The following is a 15,918-nucleotide window of genomic DNA, read 5'->3' on the forward strand; positions in this document are numbered from 1 at the left end:
GAGGATTATAAAATAACAAAGGAGATTGTTATGGCAGACAAGAAAGCTACTCTTCATATTGAAGGGAAAGCACCGGTCGAACTGCCGATTCTCGGGGGCTCACTAGGTCCGGAAGTGCTGGATGTGCGTAAGCTTGGCGCGTCGGGCTACTTTACTTTCGACCCTGGTTTCTTAGCTACTGCATCATGTGAATCTCAAATTACGTACATTGATGGTACGAAAGGTGTGCTGCTTCATCGTGGCTATCCAATCGACCAATTGGCTAATAACGCTGATTACTTAGAAGTCTGTTACATTCTGCTCTATGGCGAAGTACCTACCCGCGCGCAATATGAGCAATTCCGTAAAACAGTCACACGTCACACCATGGTTCATGAGCAAATTGCAAGTTTCTTCCACGGCTTCCGTCGTGATGCTCACCCAATGGCTGTCATGTGTGGTGTGGTTGGCGCACTGGCTGCGTTCTATCACGATTCACTGGATATCAACAACGACGAGCACCGCGAGATTACTGCGTTCCGTTTGTTGTCGAAAATGCCGACCCTGGCCTCGATGTGTTACAAATACTCGATTGGTCAGCCATTCATCTATCCTCGTAACGATCTGGATTACGCTGAAAACTTCCTGCACATGATGTTTGCTACACCATGTGAAGAATATGAAGTCAGCCCGGTTGTTGCCCGTGCGATGGATAAAATCTTTACACTCCATGCCGATCACGAGCAAAACGCATCCACGTCAACAGTGCGTCTGGCTGGTTCTTCCGGTGCAAACCCATTTGCATGTATTGCTGCAGGTATTGCTTCTCTGTGGGGCCCTGCTCATGGTGGTGCAAACGAAGCCTGTCTGCGAATGCTGGAAGAAATTGGCAGTGTCGATAAGATTCCTGAGTTTATTGAACGTGCGAAAGACAAAGATGACCCGTTCCGTCTGATGGGCTTCGGTCACCGTGTGTACAAAAACTATGATCCACGCGCTACCGTCATGCGCGAGGCTTGTCATGAAGTGCTGCAAGAGCTGAAGATCGACGATCCGCTGCTGGATGTCGCGATGGAACTTGAGCGCATCGCACTGTCTGATGAATATTTTATTGAAAAGAAACTCTACCCGAACGTAGATTTCTACTCAGGTATTATTCTGAAAGCGATTGGCATTCCAGTATCTATGTTTACAGTGATCTTCGCGATGTCCCGCACAATCGGCTGGATCGCGCACTGGAACGAAATGCACAGTGATCCGAACAACCGTATTGGTCGTCCGCGTCAGCTGTACACTGGCCACAAGCAGCGTGAGTTCCAACCGCTGCATGAACGTGAATAAACTGCAATCGCAAAGCGCTGTTTTGTGATTCAGAAAAAGGTTGAGCCAAAGGCTCAACCTTTTTTTATGCTATTGATTGTGAACTGGGCCGTTAAACCGGGTTATCGATATCAATAAAAGTCACATCAAGGTGGTGCTCATCCGCCAGCCACTCCCCTAAAGCTTCAACCCCATAACGTTCTGTCGCATGATGCCCGGCACTGTAAAAATGGATCCCCTGCTCTCGCGCTGTATGGACAGTGCGTTCGGAAACCTCGCCGGTAATATAAGCATCGCATCCCATCGAAACTGCCAGATCGATAAAATCCTGACCGCCGCCCGTACACCAGCCGACCGTTTTAATCTCAGCAGGGCCACCTTCGCCAATGTGCAAAGGCTTTCGGTGTAATGCTGTTTCAATTCTCGCCGCCAATTGCTCACCAGTCAGTGGTGTTGCCAATTCCCCATACACGGCGACCGGATGTGCATTCCCCGGTTCCATTCCTCCTAAATACTTAATCCCCAGTAAATCTGCTAACTGAGCATTATTTCCAAGTTCCTGATGAACATCTAAAGGGAGATGGTATGCATAAAGGTTAATGCCGTGTTCGATCAGGGCTTTGATCCGCCGGTATTTCATGCCCCGGATTTCAGGCGGTTCGTTTTTCCAGAAAAAGCCATGATGAACCAGCAGAGCATCTGCTTTCAGTTCGATAGCCTGATCGATTAATGCCTGACACGCCGTCACACCGGTAACAATTTTTTGTACTTCCCCTCGTCCCTCAATCTGCAAACCATTCGGGCAGTAATCCCGGATCAAATGTGGACTGAGTAAAGTATTCAGTATCGACTCGAGTTTAAAATTATTCATGCTTACATCCTTCTGAGCGCTTCAGTTGATTGTAACCAACACCTGTGGTGTAGAACCAGCTTCAGTCTCAGAAGAACGTTGTCGTTGAGATTTCAGGGATAAAAAATGCTGCCAGAGGCAGCATTTCAAAACGAATACCAGTAAGCTTGAACGCAGTAAACTTAATAGAGTTCCTGTGCGCCCTGCTCTGAGTGCTTCAACCAAACAGGTTTAGTGCTGGTTTTCAGCCACACTTTATGCAGGTAACTATAAACACGCGCTTTCGTCGAGGATGGCATCAAGAGCAGAAAAGGAAAACTCAGGACTCCCACAATCACAACAAATGTCCGTCGAAGAATAATTTGTTGTGTAGATAAACGTGTAAACATTGTTGCCTCCTGTATCAGCTAACTGGTCATACCTCTTCACTTTAGCGCATTTGTGAAATTTTACTACTTTTATTTTTTGTAAACCCTGTAAATAAGATGTAAAACTCGCTCATTTGACTAAATTTTGATGATAAATTTCATGAATCATGTAAATAAAAAACAATATCAGCACGAGAAAGATTTTTTTAGTGTGCTGAGTATGCCGGTGTTAACCCAGGGAATCCAACATCAGGTTGATGACCACTGGTTAACAGCATTCAGAAAAAACGCCATCATTCCCTCAGCGGCGACCTACGAGGGCAACCAACGGCTTGGCTTCTATTATCAGTGGTTGTGGCAACAGCTCATCGAACATCATCCGAATTACGAGCTCGTTGGCGAAGAACTTCAACTTCAGGAAGGAAAAAGAACCTTAGGGGCAATTGATTTTCTGGTTTACAACAAGATTGAGGCGCAACTGGAACACTGGGAAGTTGCGATTAAGTTTTATCTGGCGCATCAGCATCGGTGGCTGGGACCCAACTCTGCAGACAATCTAGATAACAAAATTAGAAAAATGGTCGAGCATCAGTTAGAAATGGCCAATCATCCGGCTTATCAAGCGCAATATGCGGCAGATTTGGGACAGCCTGTATGCCAGCGGTTGATCGTTCAGGGAAGACTATTTGAGCATTTTCGCCGGGAAGAAACGGGGTCAGACTTGCCCATCAATTCTGCCGTTCAATCAGGTCACTGGTGTTTTCAAAGTCAGGTAACCGGCAACCAGCTCCGGGCACTGACAAAAAGAGAATGGCTGACCCCTCCGGCATTTAGCTCAGCACACCAGACCTTACTCCCGGAAGAAATCACGGTGCCGACACAGGGTATCGATGAGAATCAACAGATCTGGTTTATTGTTCCGGATCATTGGCCATTACATAACCGGGATCGGCATCTGGCGAAGCAATGACCCAAATCTTTCTGATGAATCGTGCTTGTTGCATCAACGAAAAAGCCCGCAGCTGACACCACGGGCTTTTGTAATGTGTGTCAGAGACTTACAGACCCGCGTCTGCAAATACTTTGCTGACAATCTCCTGAGCTTCCGCTTCAATCTGACGAAGGTGCGCTTCGCCTTTAAAGCTTTCACAATAGATCTTGTAGATCTCTTCCGTGCCAGAAGGACGCGCCGTAAACCAACCTGAATCAGTCGTCACTTTCAGGCCGCCAATGGCAGCATTGTTGCCAGGCGCGTGGGTCAAACGAGCAGTAATCACATCACCAGCCAGTGTTTCAGCCCGTACCATGTCTGGTGACAATTGGCTCAAGACTGATTTTTGCTGACCATTAGCCACAGCCTGCAGACGGCTGTAACAACACTCACCGTGCTTGTCCGTTAATTGCTGATAGTACTGCTGAGGATTCATTCCGGTTACAGCTGTAATTTCCGCTGCCAGCAAACAAAGTAAAATGCCATCTTTATCTGTGGACCATGGGGTGCCATCTTTACGGAGGAAAGAAGCGCCAGCGCTTTCTTCACCGCCAAAGCCCAATTTGCCACTGTACAGACCATCAACAAACCACTTAAAACCAACCGGTACTTCGCACAGTTCACGGCCTAAATCAGCGACAACACGGTCAATGATCGCACTGGAAACCAGCGTTTTGCCCACGGCAACGTTATCCTGCCAGTCCGGACGATGGCGATAGAGATAATCGATACACACCGCAAGAAAATGGTTCGGATTCATCAGACCCGCAGGGGTCACAATGCCGTGGCGGTCAAAGTCTGGATCGTTACCAAACGCCAGATCATAATGATCTTTGTGCGCCAAAAGGCCAGCCATCGCATAAGGGGAAGAACAGTCCATCCGTACGACACCGTCTTTATCCAGACTCATAAACCGGAAAGACGGATCAATTGATTCATCCACCAGCGTGAGATCCAAACCGTAATGACGGCCAATGTCGCGCCAGTATTCAATCCCCGAGCCACCCAGCGGATCAACCGCCAGCTTCAGATTTGCTCGCTGAATTGCCGCCATATCAATCACATTCACCAGATCAGCCACATAAGGCTTCACCAGATCTTGCTCTACGACAAGCGAACTTGCCATCGCTTCAGACACAGAGATTCGCTTCACATCAGCAAGTCCATGTGCAATCAGCTGGTTCGCTCGATCTTCAATCGCGGTCGTCACGGCGCCTTCTGCCGGACCACCATGCGGTGGGTTGTACTTGATACCACCATCTTGAGGTGGGTTATGCGAAGGCGTAATTACAATGCCATCTGCCTGATTCGCATGGGAAAGATTATAGCTCAGAATGGCATGAGAAATACCTGGGGTCGGTGTATAGCCCTGATTCGCCTGTACAATCACATTGACGTCATTGGCAACCAGCACTTCCAACGCTGTAAGAAACGCAGGTTCTGACAACGCATGGGTATCTTTGCCTAAGAAAAGCGGTCCCGTAATCCCTTGTTCGCGACGCACATCAGCAACAGCCTGCGCGATGGCCCAAATGTGGTGCTGATTAAAGGTTCCTTTGTCAGCACTGCCGCGATGGCCTGAAGTGCCAAAGGCAACTCGCTGGGCAGGTTCTGTCGCTTCAGGTTCAATCAGAAAATAATTGGCCACCAGGGCCGGAATGTTATGCATGTCTTCTTGCCGGGCACGCTGCCCGGCACGAGGATGGATCGCCATGAACATATCCCTTGTACGTCAGTAAGTCGCTTCAGCGTCTGTTAAATTTCACCGCAAACTTTTTCAACGATGTCCTGAGTGAAGTGCATTTTCTGCATCAGTTGCTCAATCATCTGACGTTTACGATCGGTATTCGTATTGGTGATCACCCAAAAAGGTGTCTCTGGAATGGCTTTCGGCTTCGTGGTTTTACCGCTGTTCAGGAGCTTGTCTTCACTGTCAGCAAAATAAATACGCGTCCGGCCTTTGATTGCCGTCGCATCGGTGAAAGCCTGAGCGTCGATACGATAGAGTGTGGATAGCACCAACATAAAGCGGCCAATTGCTTTTTCCTGACGTGCAAACTCGTCAGAAATCAGCAAGGAACGCATCGCTTTGACCCTGTCTTCCGACTGTGGCAAATTACCTGCATCTTTGCTGACCACAATGCTCTGTGCCGTTTTCGGACGAGCGGGCATCACAGGCTGTTGATGATTGTTCACCTGATCCACTTTCAGTAACCGGCGCAGAATATCTGACGCACTTTCACCGATATGCTGAGTCTGGCTAGCAATGTAACGATATAGCTCTTCGTCAACCTCAATAGTTTTCATCGTCGTGTTCATTATCGTTCCGTTCAAAAATCACGGTGAGATTATAACGTGAAGCGAAGGTATACTCTACGCCAAAGCGTTAACAACAAGAGAAATAGTCTGTGAATCTTCATTATCAAATTCAGGGTCAGGGCCCAACCGTTGTACTCATTCATGGCCTGTTTGGCAGTGCTGATAATCTGGGTATCCTTGCCCGAGCTTTGAAAGAGAGCTGCCAGATCATCAGCGTTGACCTGAGAAATCACGGCCAGTCCCCTCACAGTACGACCTTCACCTATCGCGACATGGCACAGGATGTCATCGATGTGCTGTCACAACTGAACATCAGTGAATTCAGCGTGATCGGTCACTCCATGGGCGGCAAAGTTGCCATGGCCATGACGGAACTGATGCCCTCACAGATTCTTGGCCTGATCGTTTTGGATATGGCCCCGGTGGCTTATCAGGTACATCGCCATGAAAATGTATTTGCCGGTTTACAGGCTGTCAGCAATCAACACATCACAAGCCGTAAAGAAGCCGAGCAATATCTGGCAGAGCATGTACAAGAGCCAGGTGTCCGCCAGTTTCTGCTGAAATCTTTAACCAAAACAGATGATGGCTTTCAATGGCGCTTTAATGTGGCAGGGCTGATCGCGAACTACAGTACCATCATGGGCTGGGAGCCTGTTCCTCCTTTTCCCGGCCCGACCCTCTTCGTCAAGGGACAAGAATCAGAGTACATTCAAACGGATCATAAAGACGCGATTACCGCACAGTTCCCCAATGCCAAGGCCCATATGGTGGCAAATACCGGCCATTGGCTCCACGCAGAAAAACCCGAAACCGTAAACCGAATCATTCTGCACTTTTTACAAGCCCTTAAGAATTAACACACCGGGCTCACTGTGCTATAGTGCGCGCCGGATGCAAGTCTGAACTTGCGAAGGAGTAACAGATGTTATACGAGCACATGGATCTGCTGGAATCCGTTGGACTGGATTTATTGTTCGCTGCTATCTTCTTTTTCATTGGTATGGCAATAAAAGATGTTCTGAAGCAAGGCGACGTGCCGCCATTTGGACGAAAAATTGTCTGGCTGGTCTTGTTTTTAGGATGCTTTGGTTTCATATCAAAAGGTGTGATCCAATTAACGATGGAAGGTGCTGGCATAGGCTAATGTCACTCACCTCTCACGTATATTGTTCAAAAGCGAAATGAGAAAAAGAATCACAATGTTTTTTTCTCAAGCAGACAGTACTGTCGCTGACAAATGAACACTTCAGGCTCACACAATGCGCAGTGTTCGCAGTCAGCCTGTTCTATTTCAGATATCGTTAGTCAGAAAAGCTAACGGTCTACAACTTAAACACGGGTAATCTCTACTATGGCGAGTGTAGGACTCTTCTTTGGTAGCGACACAGGTAACACCGAAGCCGTCGCGAAAATGATCCAAAAACAGCTGGGCAAAAGCCTGGTTGAAGTCAAAGACATAGCGAAAAGCAGCAAAGAAGACATTGAAAACTTCGACCTGTTGTTGCTGGGTATCCCGACCTGGTACTACGGTGAAGCTCAGTGTGACTGGGATGATTTCTTCCCAGAGCTGGAAGGCATTGATTTTGAAAACAAACTCGTTGCGATCTTTGGTTGTGGTGATCAGGAAGATTATGCAGAATATTTCTGTGACGCCATGGGCACAGTTCGCGACATCGTGGAAGGTCGCGGTGCAGTGATCGTAGGCCACTTCCCGACTGAAGGATACGAGTTTGAAGCCTCAAAAGCGCTGGTTGATGACAGCCACTTTGTGGGTCTGTGCATTGATGAAGATCGTCAGCCTGAACTGACAGATGAGCGTGTTGAAAAATGGGTGAAGCAGGTTTACGAAGAAATGTGCCTGGCTGAGCTGGCCGACTAAACCTCTCTTCGCTCAATAAAAAAACGCGCTGATGCGCGTTTTTTTATTGCTCATTCACGATGGCATCCTGCGGTAACGACTCCGAATCCGCACTTCTGTACTGTGGCTTCTTCCTGACATACAAAACCCGTTTGACGCGCGCCACAATTTCCCCGCGAGTATCTGTCACATTCACGATGAATTCTGGGAAATGCTTCTCCCCCAGCGCCGTCGAATGCTTAATGTCCTCGACACATGCATCTGAAATCTGAAACACGGCATTCAGGTCAGTCTGTCCCGGTTTCAGGAAATCCACTTCCGCCTGTTTATCCCACACGTAATACTCTTTTCCCAAAATCCCCATCAGCATCAGCGCATAAACAGGGTCTGTCAGAGAAAAAATACTCCCGCCATATTGGGTCCGATTGGCATTTTTGTTCCACCAGCGTAGCTTCAGACAAATTTCTACATGCCGAAAATCTTCACTGATATGTCGAATACGTATGCCGGCTCCCCAGAATGGTGGCCAGATATTCAGCGCAAACTTCACAATACCCGGTTTGTAGAATCGATTCACACGCTCACTTCCTTATGATCTGGTACGATGAGTATAGAACACTTTTTTAACATTTATATCAGGCGAATAAAAGTCACAAGTTTCCTAGACCCATTCAGCATTAAGGTTTATTGTTGTGCTGTCGTCACTTATAATGAACAGATATGCGAAAGACTACCGTAACCTTCCATTTTCCCTGTTACGGCTAGCCAAAGGAAACTCGAATGTCAGATAACAACCAAGCACTGAAACAAGCCGGACTTAAAGTCACTCTTCCGCGCCTGAAAATTCTGGAAGTACTGCAAGATCCTGAGTGCCAACACATTAGTGCTGAAGATTTGTACAAGAAGTTGATCGATATCGGTGAAGAGATTGGCCTGGCCACTGTTTACCGAGTCCTGAACCAATTCGACGATGCTGGAATTGTGACCCGTCACCATTTCGAAGGGGGGAAATCTGTCTTTGAGCTCTCAACCCAACATCACCACGATCATCTTGTATGTCTGGATTGCGGTAAAGTGATTGAATTCTCAGATGATTTGATTGAAGACCGTCAACAGCAAATTGCTGAAAGCTATAATATTCGTCTGACCAATCACAGCCTGTACTTATATGGCCATTGCACCGCTGGTGATTGTAACAAAGATGAAAGCCTGCACAACGAGAAAAAATAATTTCACGTCCTGATTACCATAAAAAAACCAGCCACTTGGCTGGTTTTTTACATCTTGAGCTAAAGTTTCTCCCTCAGCCCAAGATTTCATTTAATCTGCGATTTTCGCCCAGGAATCACGCAGACCAACAGTACGGTTGAACACCAAACGATCTGCAGCAAACTCTTTGTTATCCGCGCAGAAATAACCCATTCGCTCAAACTGGAATGCTTTCTCTGGCACTGCATTCGCCAGACTTGGCTCAACAAAGCCTTGCATGACAACCAGCGACTCAGGGTTAATCGTGGCAGCAAAATCATCTGCAGCACCCGGATTTGGCACCGTAAACAAACGATCATATAAACGGATTTCAGCAGGCAATGCTTGCTCCGCAGACACCCAGTGAATCACGCCTTTCACTTTTCGGCCATCTGCTGGGTTTTTACCCAGTGTTTCCGGATCATACGTACAGAAAATCGTGGTGATATTGCCCTCAGCGTCTTTCTCGACACGTTCAGCTTGAATCACATAAGCACCACGCAAGCGAACTTCCTTGCCCAGCACCAAGCGCTTGTACTTCTTATTCGCTTCTTCGCGGAAATCTTCACGTTCAATGTACAGCTCACGGGTGAATGCAACTTCACGCTCGCCCATTTGTGGCTTGTTCGGATGATTCCCGATCGTCAGAATTTCAGTCTCACCGAAGTTCTCAATCACGATCTTCACCGGATCCAGCACTGCCATAGCACGTGGCGCATGTTCATTGAGATCATCACGGATACAAGATTCCAGAGAGCTCATTTCGATGGTGTTGTCCTGTTTGGTCACACCAATCCGCTTACAAAATTCACGGATTGAGCCCGGCGTGAAACCACGACGACGCAAACCAGAAATCGTTGGCATCCGTGGGTCATCCCAGCCGGAGACCAGCTTCTCTGTCACCAATTGGTTCAGTTTACGCTTGGACATCACCGTGTATTCAAGATTCAGACGGCTGAACTCGTACTGACGCGGACGGCTTTCAATTGAAATGTTGTCTAGAACCCAATCGTACAAACGACGGTTATCCTGGAATTCCAGCGTACACAGCGAGTGTGTAATGTTTTCCAGCGCATCCGAAATACAATGCGTAAAGTCATACATCGGATAGATACACCACTTGTCGCCTGTCTGATGGTGCGTCGCAAAGCGAACGCGATACAGCACAGGATCACGCATCACCATAAACGGGGAAGCCATATCGATTTTGGCGCGAAGCGACATCTTGCCTTCTTCAACTTCGCCATTTTTCATTTTCTCGAACTGCGCCAGATTCTCTTCCACGGAACGATCGCGGTAAGGGCTTGGCTTCCCTGGCTCGGTCAGCGTACCACGATACGCACGCATCTCTTCGGGTGTCAGTTCGTCAACATAGGCCAGACCTTTATTGATCAGTTCAATCGCATACGCATACAGCTGATCGAAGTAGTTAGATGAGTAACAAATCTCACCGCTCCACTCAAAGCCCAGCCAGTTCACGTCGTTCTTGATCGACTCTACGTATTCGATGTCTTCTTTTTCCGGGTTTGTATCATCAAAACGCAGGTTGCATTGTCCCTGGTAATCCTGAGCAATACCAAAGTTCAGACAAATAGATTTTGCGTGACCGATATGCAGGTAGCCATTCGGTTCAGGCGGAAAACGTGTGTGGACGCTGGTATGCTGACCACTGGCTAAATCCGCATCAATGATTTGGCGGATAAAATTGCTTGGACGAGCTTCGGATTCACTCATCAATAACACCTCGTGTGCGAACAGGATCTTCAAACCTGTAATGATCCACAAATACGGCTCATGACTCAACAATTAGTGTGCATTGATTCATGATCAGGATGAAAAAAAACCGGCCCTATCGGGCCGGCTTCACTTTTCTTGATTTTTTCGATCAGTTTCGCTGTCTTTTACGGCAGTTTAACTGCTGACAGGTCTTCTGACGCAGGGATTTTTTTCATCTCACCTGCAACAATTTCTGCCAGAGGACCCAGAATAACCTGCAGGTTATTGGAGCCCAATTTGACAACACCCATCGCACCCAGTGCTTTCAGTGTTTTCTCATCAGCCAGGCTGCTGTCTTTCAGTGTCAGACGCAGACGCGTGATACAGGCATCAATGTTTTCCAGGTTACCGTGGCCACCCAGTGCTTTCAGGTATTGCTTCGCCAGTTCACCCGTTTCCTGAGAACCAGAAGTCGCAGCTTCCTCAGTATCAGCATCTTCACGGCCTGGTGTTTTCAGGTTGAAAATACGAATCGCTGCACTGAATGTGACGAAGTACAGGAAGAAGAAGCCAATACCAATCAGAAGCAGTACGAATGGTTTCGTTGCCAGGCCCCAGTTCAATGCGAAGTCAATCAGACCTGCTGAGAATGTAAAGCCATGCAGTGTGCCAAACATATTGGCGATAACCAGAGAAATACCTGTAAATACCGCATGTAGCGCATACAGTGCAGGCGCCAGGAACACGAACATGAACTCTAATGGCTCTGTGATACCAGTCAGGAATGAACAGAAAGCAACTGAACCCAGAGCACCCATCACCTGGCTGCGTTTTTCTTTTGGAGCAGCCATGATCATCGCCAATGCTGCACCTGGTAAACCCCACATCATGATTGGGAAGAAGCCATTCATGAATACACCCGCAGATTTATCGCCCGCGAAGAATCGGTTCAGGTCACCTGTGTTAACTGTGTCAGTGATACTCTTCACAACCGCAGTGACTTCTGGGGTGACAGCATTCTTGAATTCAAACACATGTGATTGACCCACAACCAACTGCTTCGCCAGTGCAGGATCAACACAGAGCTGAGTTGCACCATTCAGAAGCGCAACAGGCTCAACGTTAATCACCTGGCAGCTGCCCATACCAAACCAGAAGTATGAGTTCAGGACATGGTGCAGACCAACAGGGATCAGACCACGGTTCAGCACACCGTAAATGAACTGACCAATGGCACCCGAGCTGGAAACTGCGTGTGCCAGGGCATCCAGGCCTGATTGAATATGAGGCCATACAACACCGGCGACTGCACCCAAAGCAAGTGCAAACAAGCCAGACATGATAGGAACTAAACGTTTCCCGGCAAAGAAACCCAGCCAAGGTGGCAGCGTCGTTGTGTAGAAACGATTATAAGAGTGGCCAGCAATGATACCGGCAATAATGCCGCCGAAGAACGACATATTAATGGATGGGTCAATCGTTTTTGCAGAAATATCCAGTACAAAATATGCAACAGCACCAGCTAATCCTGCGGCACCTGCACCATCCTTGGATAAACCAATCGCAATACCGATACCGAACAATAAAGGCAACTGGCCGAAAATCGCGCCGCCGGCTTGTGCCATAAATGGAATATCGAATACGTCAGCCTGACCTAGTCGAAGTAGCAGACCTGCCACCGGCAGAACCGCTATGGGAAGCATTAATGCTTTACCCAGTTTTTGCATATATCCAAGAATATTCACCCTTAGTTCCCCCTATGGTTTTCTTAGATGCAGATGAGATAACTTATTTTAGCTACCCGATTAAGTATGTTGCAGTTTATGCCTTTAATTTCGCCCCGCAAATTAAAACGTTATCATTTGTGATCCTAATCACCAGCATCTGGCGGGTGCGAACGATTTTGCTAGCTCGGTCATAAAACTTATTTTATTATTCGAAAAAAAGGCGAGATGTCGCTAAAATTCCCAAGTATTCTTTTCAAGCAATGAGGTGTTACCGTGAGACTTATCCCATTGAACAACGCGCCAGAAGTTGGTTTGTGGTCAGCACGTTATATAGTTGATCGTATTAACAAATTTCAACCTACCGCTGACCGTCCATTTGTACTGGGTTTACCTACCGGTGGTACACCTCTAACCACCTATAAGCGCCTGATCGAGCTTTATAAGGCAGGCGAAGTAAGTTTTAAGCATGTGGTCACATTCAACATGGATGAGTACGTGGGTTTACCAGCAGATCATCCTGAGTCATACCGTAGCTTCATGTACACAAACTTCTTTAATCACATTGATATTCAAGAAGAAAACATCAACCTTCTGAACGGTAACACGGATGATCATCAGGCCGAATGTCAACGTTATGAAGAGAAAATTAGATCTTACGGTAAGATCCATCTGTTTATGGGTGGCGTGGGTAACGATGGCCATATTGCATTCAACGAGCCGGCCTCTTCTCTGGCATCTCGCACCCGCATTAAAACGCTGACCGAAGACACCCGCATTGCAAACTCGCGCTTCTTTGATGGCGATATCTCTCAAGTGCCGAAGTATGCACTTACTATTGGTGTCGGCACACTGCTTGATGCTCAGGAAGTAATGATTCTTGTAACCGGCCACAATAAAGCCCAGGCGCTGGAAGCGGCCGTTGAGGGTTGTGTGAATCATCTCTGGACTGTTTCAGCACTGCAACTACATCCAAAATCTCTGATTGTCTGTGATGATCCAGCCACTCAAGAGCTGAAAGTGAAAACCGTTCGCTACTTCCAGGAACTGGAAGCGGAAAACATTAAGCACCTTTAATGAATAGGAAGTGTTCATGTACGCGCTGACCAACTGCCGCATTTTTACAGGTAGCGATGTGCTGAATAACCACGCTGTTATTATTGACGGAGTGAACATTCACGCTGTATGTCCTGTCGCAGAGCTACCTGCGGATATTCCGACACAGGACTTAGACGGAGCCAATTTATCTCCTGGATTTATTGACCTTCAGTTAAATGGTTGTGGTGGAGTGATGTTCAATGATGAAATCACCGCAAATACTATCCATACCATGCATTTAGCAAACCTTAAATCAGGCTGTACCAGTTTTCTTCCGACGTTGATCACCTCATCCGATGAAGACATGAAGGCTGCGATTCGTGCTGCCCGTGAATATGAGGCGAGCTATCAAAATCATTCGCTTGGCCTTCACCTTGAAGGGCCTTATCTGAATGTGATGAAAAAAGGCATTCACAGCGTTGATCATATCCGCCGTTCCGATGATGACATGATCAATGTCCTGTGTGACAACGCCGACATCATTACCAAAGTCACGCTGGCGCCAGAACAAACACCGGAAGCGCATATCGAACAACTCGCGGAAGCGGGGATTGTGGTTTCCGCAGGTCATACCAATGCAACTTACGTCGAGGCCCGAAAAGGATTCGCAGCAGGTATTACCTTCGCAACCCATTTATTCAACGCCATGACACCCATTGCTGGCCGTGAGCCAGGCGTGGTTGGCGCCATCTATGATACACCTGATGTGTATACAGGTATCATTGCCGATGGCTTCCATGTAGACTACGCCAACATTCGCATAGCCCACAGAATTAAAAGAGAAAAACTGGTTCTGGTAACAGATGCAACAGCACCTGCAGGAGCAGACATAGATCACTTTATTTTTGTTGGTAAGAAAGTATATTACCGCGATGGTAAGTGTGTTGATAAAAATGGCACACTCGGTGGTTCAGCCCTGACAATGATTGAAGCGGTTCAGAACAGTGTTGAACATGTAGGTATCGCCCTGGACGAAGCGATTCGTATGGCTACCCTGTATCCTGCCCGTGCGATTGGCAAGGACGATAAACTGGGTGCTATCAAAAAAGGCCTGGTGGCTAACCTGGCTGTCTTTGATCGTGATTTCCGTGTCAGGGCGACAGTGGTTAACGGAAAATACGAGCAAACTTAACTATGAATGGCGGACAAATCGGTAATGTCGACCTGGTCAAACAGCTAAACAGTGCAGCTGTTTACAGGCTCATTGACTTGCAGGGCCCTATCTCACGAATTCAAGTGGCTGATGTCAGTCAATTAGCACCGGCCAGTGTGACCAAGATTACCCGCCAACTGCTTGAACGCGGCCTCATCAAAGAGGTCGCCCAGCAAGCCTCAACAGGTGGCCGACGTGCCATCTCGCTCACCACAGAAGCAGCCCCGTTTCACTCTGTCGCGATCCGACTCGGCCGGGATTACATTGAACTGACCCTATACGATTTAAGCGGGAAAAGCCTTGCTGGCACAGCACATCACTTTCCTTATGCAAATCAACAAGAGCTCATTGATGGTCTCTTAGAGCATATCCGACAGTTTATTGCTGCGAATCAATCAACCCTCAAAGAACTGATTGCGTTTGGCATCACACTGCCAGGTTTGATCGATCCGGAAAATGGCATCGTTGAATACATGCCGAATATTTCAGTCGAATCATTGGCTTTGGCTGATATCATCTCAGACAAATACGGCGTGTCCTGCTTTGTCGGGAATGATATTCGTGGACTGGCATTGGCAGAGCATTATTTCGGAGCCAGCCAGGATTGCCGGGATTCAATTTTGGTGAGTGTTCATCGCGGCACAGGTGCAGGCATCATTGTCAACGGGCAAGTCTTCCTGGGCTATAACCGCAACGTTGGTGAAATCGGTCATATTCAAATTGACCCGCTGGGTGATAAGTGCCAATGCGGCAATTTCGGCTGTCTGGAAACTGTGGCTGCTGATCCGGCGATTATTCGTCATGTCAAAGCGTTGCTCAACCAAGGCTATCCAAGCAGTCTGCAGAAGCTGGAAGATGTCACCATGCCCGCCATTTGCGAAGCTGCCAACCAAGGTGACGAGCTCGCCACTCAGGCGCTAGTCAAAGTTGGGAATCAACTCGGCAAAGCACTGGCAATGACCATTAACCTGTTTAATCCACAGAAAATAGTTCTCGCCGGTAATATTACACTTGCGAAAGACATTGTTTTTCCAGCCATTCGCCGTTGTGTCGAAACTCAGTCGCTCTCGACTTTCCATCAATCCTTACCGATCGTGGAATCTCAGTTGTATACACAACCGACTATTGGCGCATTTTCAATGATCAAACGAGCCATGCTCAATGGCGTATTGCTACAGCGGTTGCTGGAAGACTAATGCTGTAACATTTTGAAAACCATAATTGTTGTAAGGGCTGTCTTTTTCGGGCATGCCCTATGATATATTCGGCCAAACAGATGCAACCAATTGAA

Annotated in this window: 16 protein-coding genes; 9 read left to right on the plus strand and 7 right to left on the minus strand. The window is 47.5% G+C overall.

Annotated features, from left to right (window positions below):
• The first annotated feature begins 30 nt into the window (after positions 1 to 30).
• Entirely contained in the window at positions 31 to 1,320 is a 1,290-nt protein-coding gene (locus Q4579_RS02275) for a citrate synthase (RefSeq protein ID WP_303561305.1), read from the plus strand.
• Between the two features lie 91 nt (positions 1,321 to 1,411).
• Here the strand turns inward: Q4579_RS02275 and Q4579_RS02280 are convergent, their stop codons facing one another.
• Both Q4579_RS02280 and Q4579_RS02285 read right to left on the minus strand, forming a co-directional pair.
• Positions 1,412 to 2,170, minus strand: a complete 759-nt coding sequence (locus Q4579_RS02280; protein WP_303561306.1) for a Nif3-like dinuclear metal center hexameric protein — start codon at positions 2,168 to 2,170, stop codon at positions 1,412 to 1,414.
• A 161-nt stretch (positions 2,171 to 2,331) separates the two neighbouring features.
• Positions 2,332 to 2,538: a DUF2517 family protein gene (locus Q4579_RS02285; RefSeq protein ID WP_303561308.1), complete on the minus strand. Its 207-nt coding sequence runs from the start codon at positions 2,536 to 2,538 to the stop codon at positions 2,332 to 2,334.
• Positions 2,539 to 2,677: 139 nt separating this feature from the next.
• Between Q4579_RS02285 and Q4579_RS02290 the strand changes: the two genes are divergently transcribed.
• Positions 2,678 to 3,487, plus strand: a complete 810-nt coding sequence (locus Q4579_RS02290) for a DUF1853 family protein (protein ID WP_303561310.1) — start codon at positions 2,678 to 2,680, stop codon at positions 3,485 to 3,487.
• 88 nt (positions 3,488 to 3,575) lie between these two features.
• Here Q4579_RS02290 and pgm read toward each other — a convergent pair whose 3' ends face one another.
• Both pgm and seqA read right to left on the minus strand, forming a co-directional pair.
• Complete coding sequence (gene pgm, locus Q4579_RS02295; RefSeq protein ID WP_303561311.1) at positions 3,576 to 5,222, minus strand: phosphoglucomutase (alpha-D-glucose-1,6-bisphosphate-dependent); 1,647 nt, start codon at positions 5,220 to 5,222, stop codon at positions 3,576 to 3,578.
• A 41-nt stretch (positions 5,223 to 5,263) separates the two neighbouring features.
• On the minus strand, positions 5,264 to 5,815 hold the full coding sequence (gene seqA / locus Q4579_RS02300) for a replication initiation negative regulator SeqA (protein ID WP_303561313.1): 552 nt from the start codon (positions 5,813 to 5,815) through the stop codon (positions 5,264 to 5,266).
• A gap of 101 nt (positions 5,816 to 5,916) precedes the next feature.
• Here seqA and Q4579_RS02305 point away from each other — a divergent pair, with 101 nt between their 5' ends.
• The 3 genes from Q4579_RS02305 (at position 5,917) to fldA (ending at position 7,709) form a co-directional block, all read left to right on the plus strand.
• Positions 5,917 to 6,687, plus strand: a complete 771-nt coding sequence (locus tag Q4579_RS02305) for an alpha/beta fold hydrolase (protein WP_303561314.1) — start codon at positions 5,917 to 5,919, stop codon at positions 6,685 to 6,687.
• Positions 6,688 to 6,752: 65 nt separating this feature from the next.
• Positions 6,753 to 6,974, plus strand: coding sequence for a DUF2788 domain-containing protein (locus Q4579_RS02310; protein WP_303561315.1), 222 nt, complete (start codon positions 6,753 to 6,755; stop codon positions 6,972 to 6,974).
• A 207-nt stretch (positions 6,975 to 7,181) separates the two neighbouring features.
• The gene (gene fldA, locus Q4579_RS02315; protein ID WP_211645783.1) at positions 7,182 to 7,709 is read left to right on the plus strand and encodes a flavodoxin FldA; all 528 of its coding nucleotides are present in this window, start codon (positions 7,182 to 7,184) and stop codon (positions 7,707 to 7,709) included.
• A gap of 43 nt (positions 7,710 to 7,752) precedes the next feature.
• Here fldA and Q4579_RS02320 read toward each other — a convergent pair whose 3' ends face one another.
• Complete coding sequence (locus tag Q4579_RS02320; RefSeq protein WP_303561317.1) at positions 7,753 to 8,265, minus strand: DUF4442 domain-containing protein; 513 nt, start codon at positions 8,263 to 8,265, stop codon at positions 7,753 to 7,755.
• Positions 8,266 to 8,468: 203 nt separating this feature from the next.
• On the opposite strand from Q4579_RS02320, the gene fur reads away from it, so the two are divergent.
• The gene (fur, locus tag Q4579_RS02325; protein WP_303561318.1) at positions 8,469 to 8,918 is read left to right on the plus strand and encodes a ferric iron uptake transcriptional regulator; all 450 of its coding nucleotides are present in this window, start codon (positions 8,469 to 8,471) and stop codon (positions 8,916 to 8,918) included.
• 90 nt (positions 8,919 to 9,008) lie between these two features.
• Here fur and glnS read toward each other — a convergent pair whose 3' ends face one another.
• Together glnS and nagE are read right to left on the minus strand one after the other, a co-directional pair.
• Positions 9,009 to 10,670, minus strand: coding sequence for a glutamine--tRNA ligase (gene glnS / locus Q4579_RS02330; RefSeq protein WP_303561320.1), 1,662 nt, complete (start codon positions 10,668 to 10,670; stop codon positions 9,009 to 9,011).
• Positions 10,671 to 10,837: 167 nt separating this feature from the next.
• A complete protein-coding gene (gene nagE, locus Q4579_RS02335) occupies positions 10,838 to 12,397 on the minus strand; it encodes an N-acetylglucosamine-specific PTS transporter subunit IIBC (RefSeq protein ID WP_303561322.1) in 1,560 nt (519 codons plus the stop codon).
• 255 nt (positions 12,398 to 12,652) lie between these two features.
• Between nagE and nagB the strand changes: the two genes are divergently transcribed.
• Genes nagB through Q4579_RS02350 form a run of 3 tightly spaced genes read left to right on the plus strand, consistent with a single transcriptional unit; the run spans position 12,653 to position 15,823 of the window.
• On the plus strand, positions 12,653 to 13,453 hold the full coding sequence (gene nagB / locus Q4579_RS02340) for a glucosamine-6-phosphate deaminase (protein ID WP_303561324.1): 801 nt from the start codon (positions 12,653 to 12,655) through the stop codon (positions 13,451 to 13,453).
• 16 nt (positions 13,454 to 13,469) lie between these two features.
• Positions 13,470 to 14,606, plus strand: coding sequence for an N-acetylglucosamine-6-phosphate deacetylase (gene nagA / locus Q4579_RS02345; protein ID WP_303561325.1), 1,137 nt, complete (start codon positions 13,470 to 13,472; stop codon positions 14,604 to 14,606).
• Positions 14,607 to 14,608: 2 nt separating this feature from the next.
• Positions 14,609 to 15,823 carry an ROK family protein gene (locus tag Q4579_RS02350; protein WP_303561326.1) on the plus strand — a complete coding sequence of 405 codons (1,215 nt, stop codon included), beginning with the start codon at positions 14,609 to 14,611 and terminating at the stop codon, positions 15,821 to 15,823.
• Positions 15,824 to 15,918: the final 95 nt, after the last annotated feature.

The sequence above is a fragment of the Photobacterium sp. 1_MG-2023 genome, assembly GCF_030547945.1.
Classification (GTDB): Bacteria; Pseudomonadota; Gammaproteobacteria; order Enterobacterales; family Vibrionaceae; genus Photobacterium.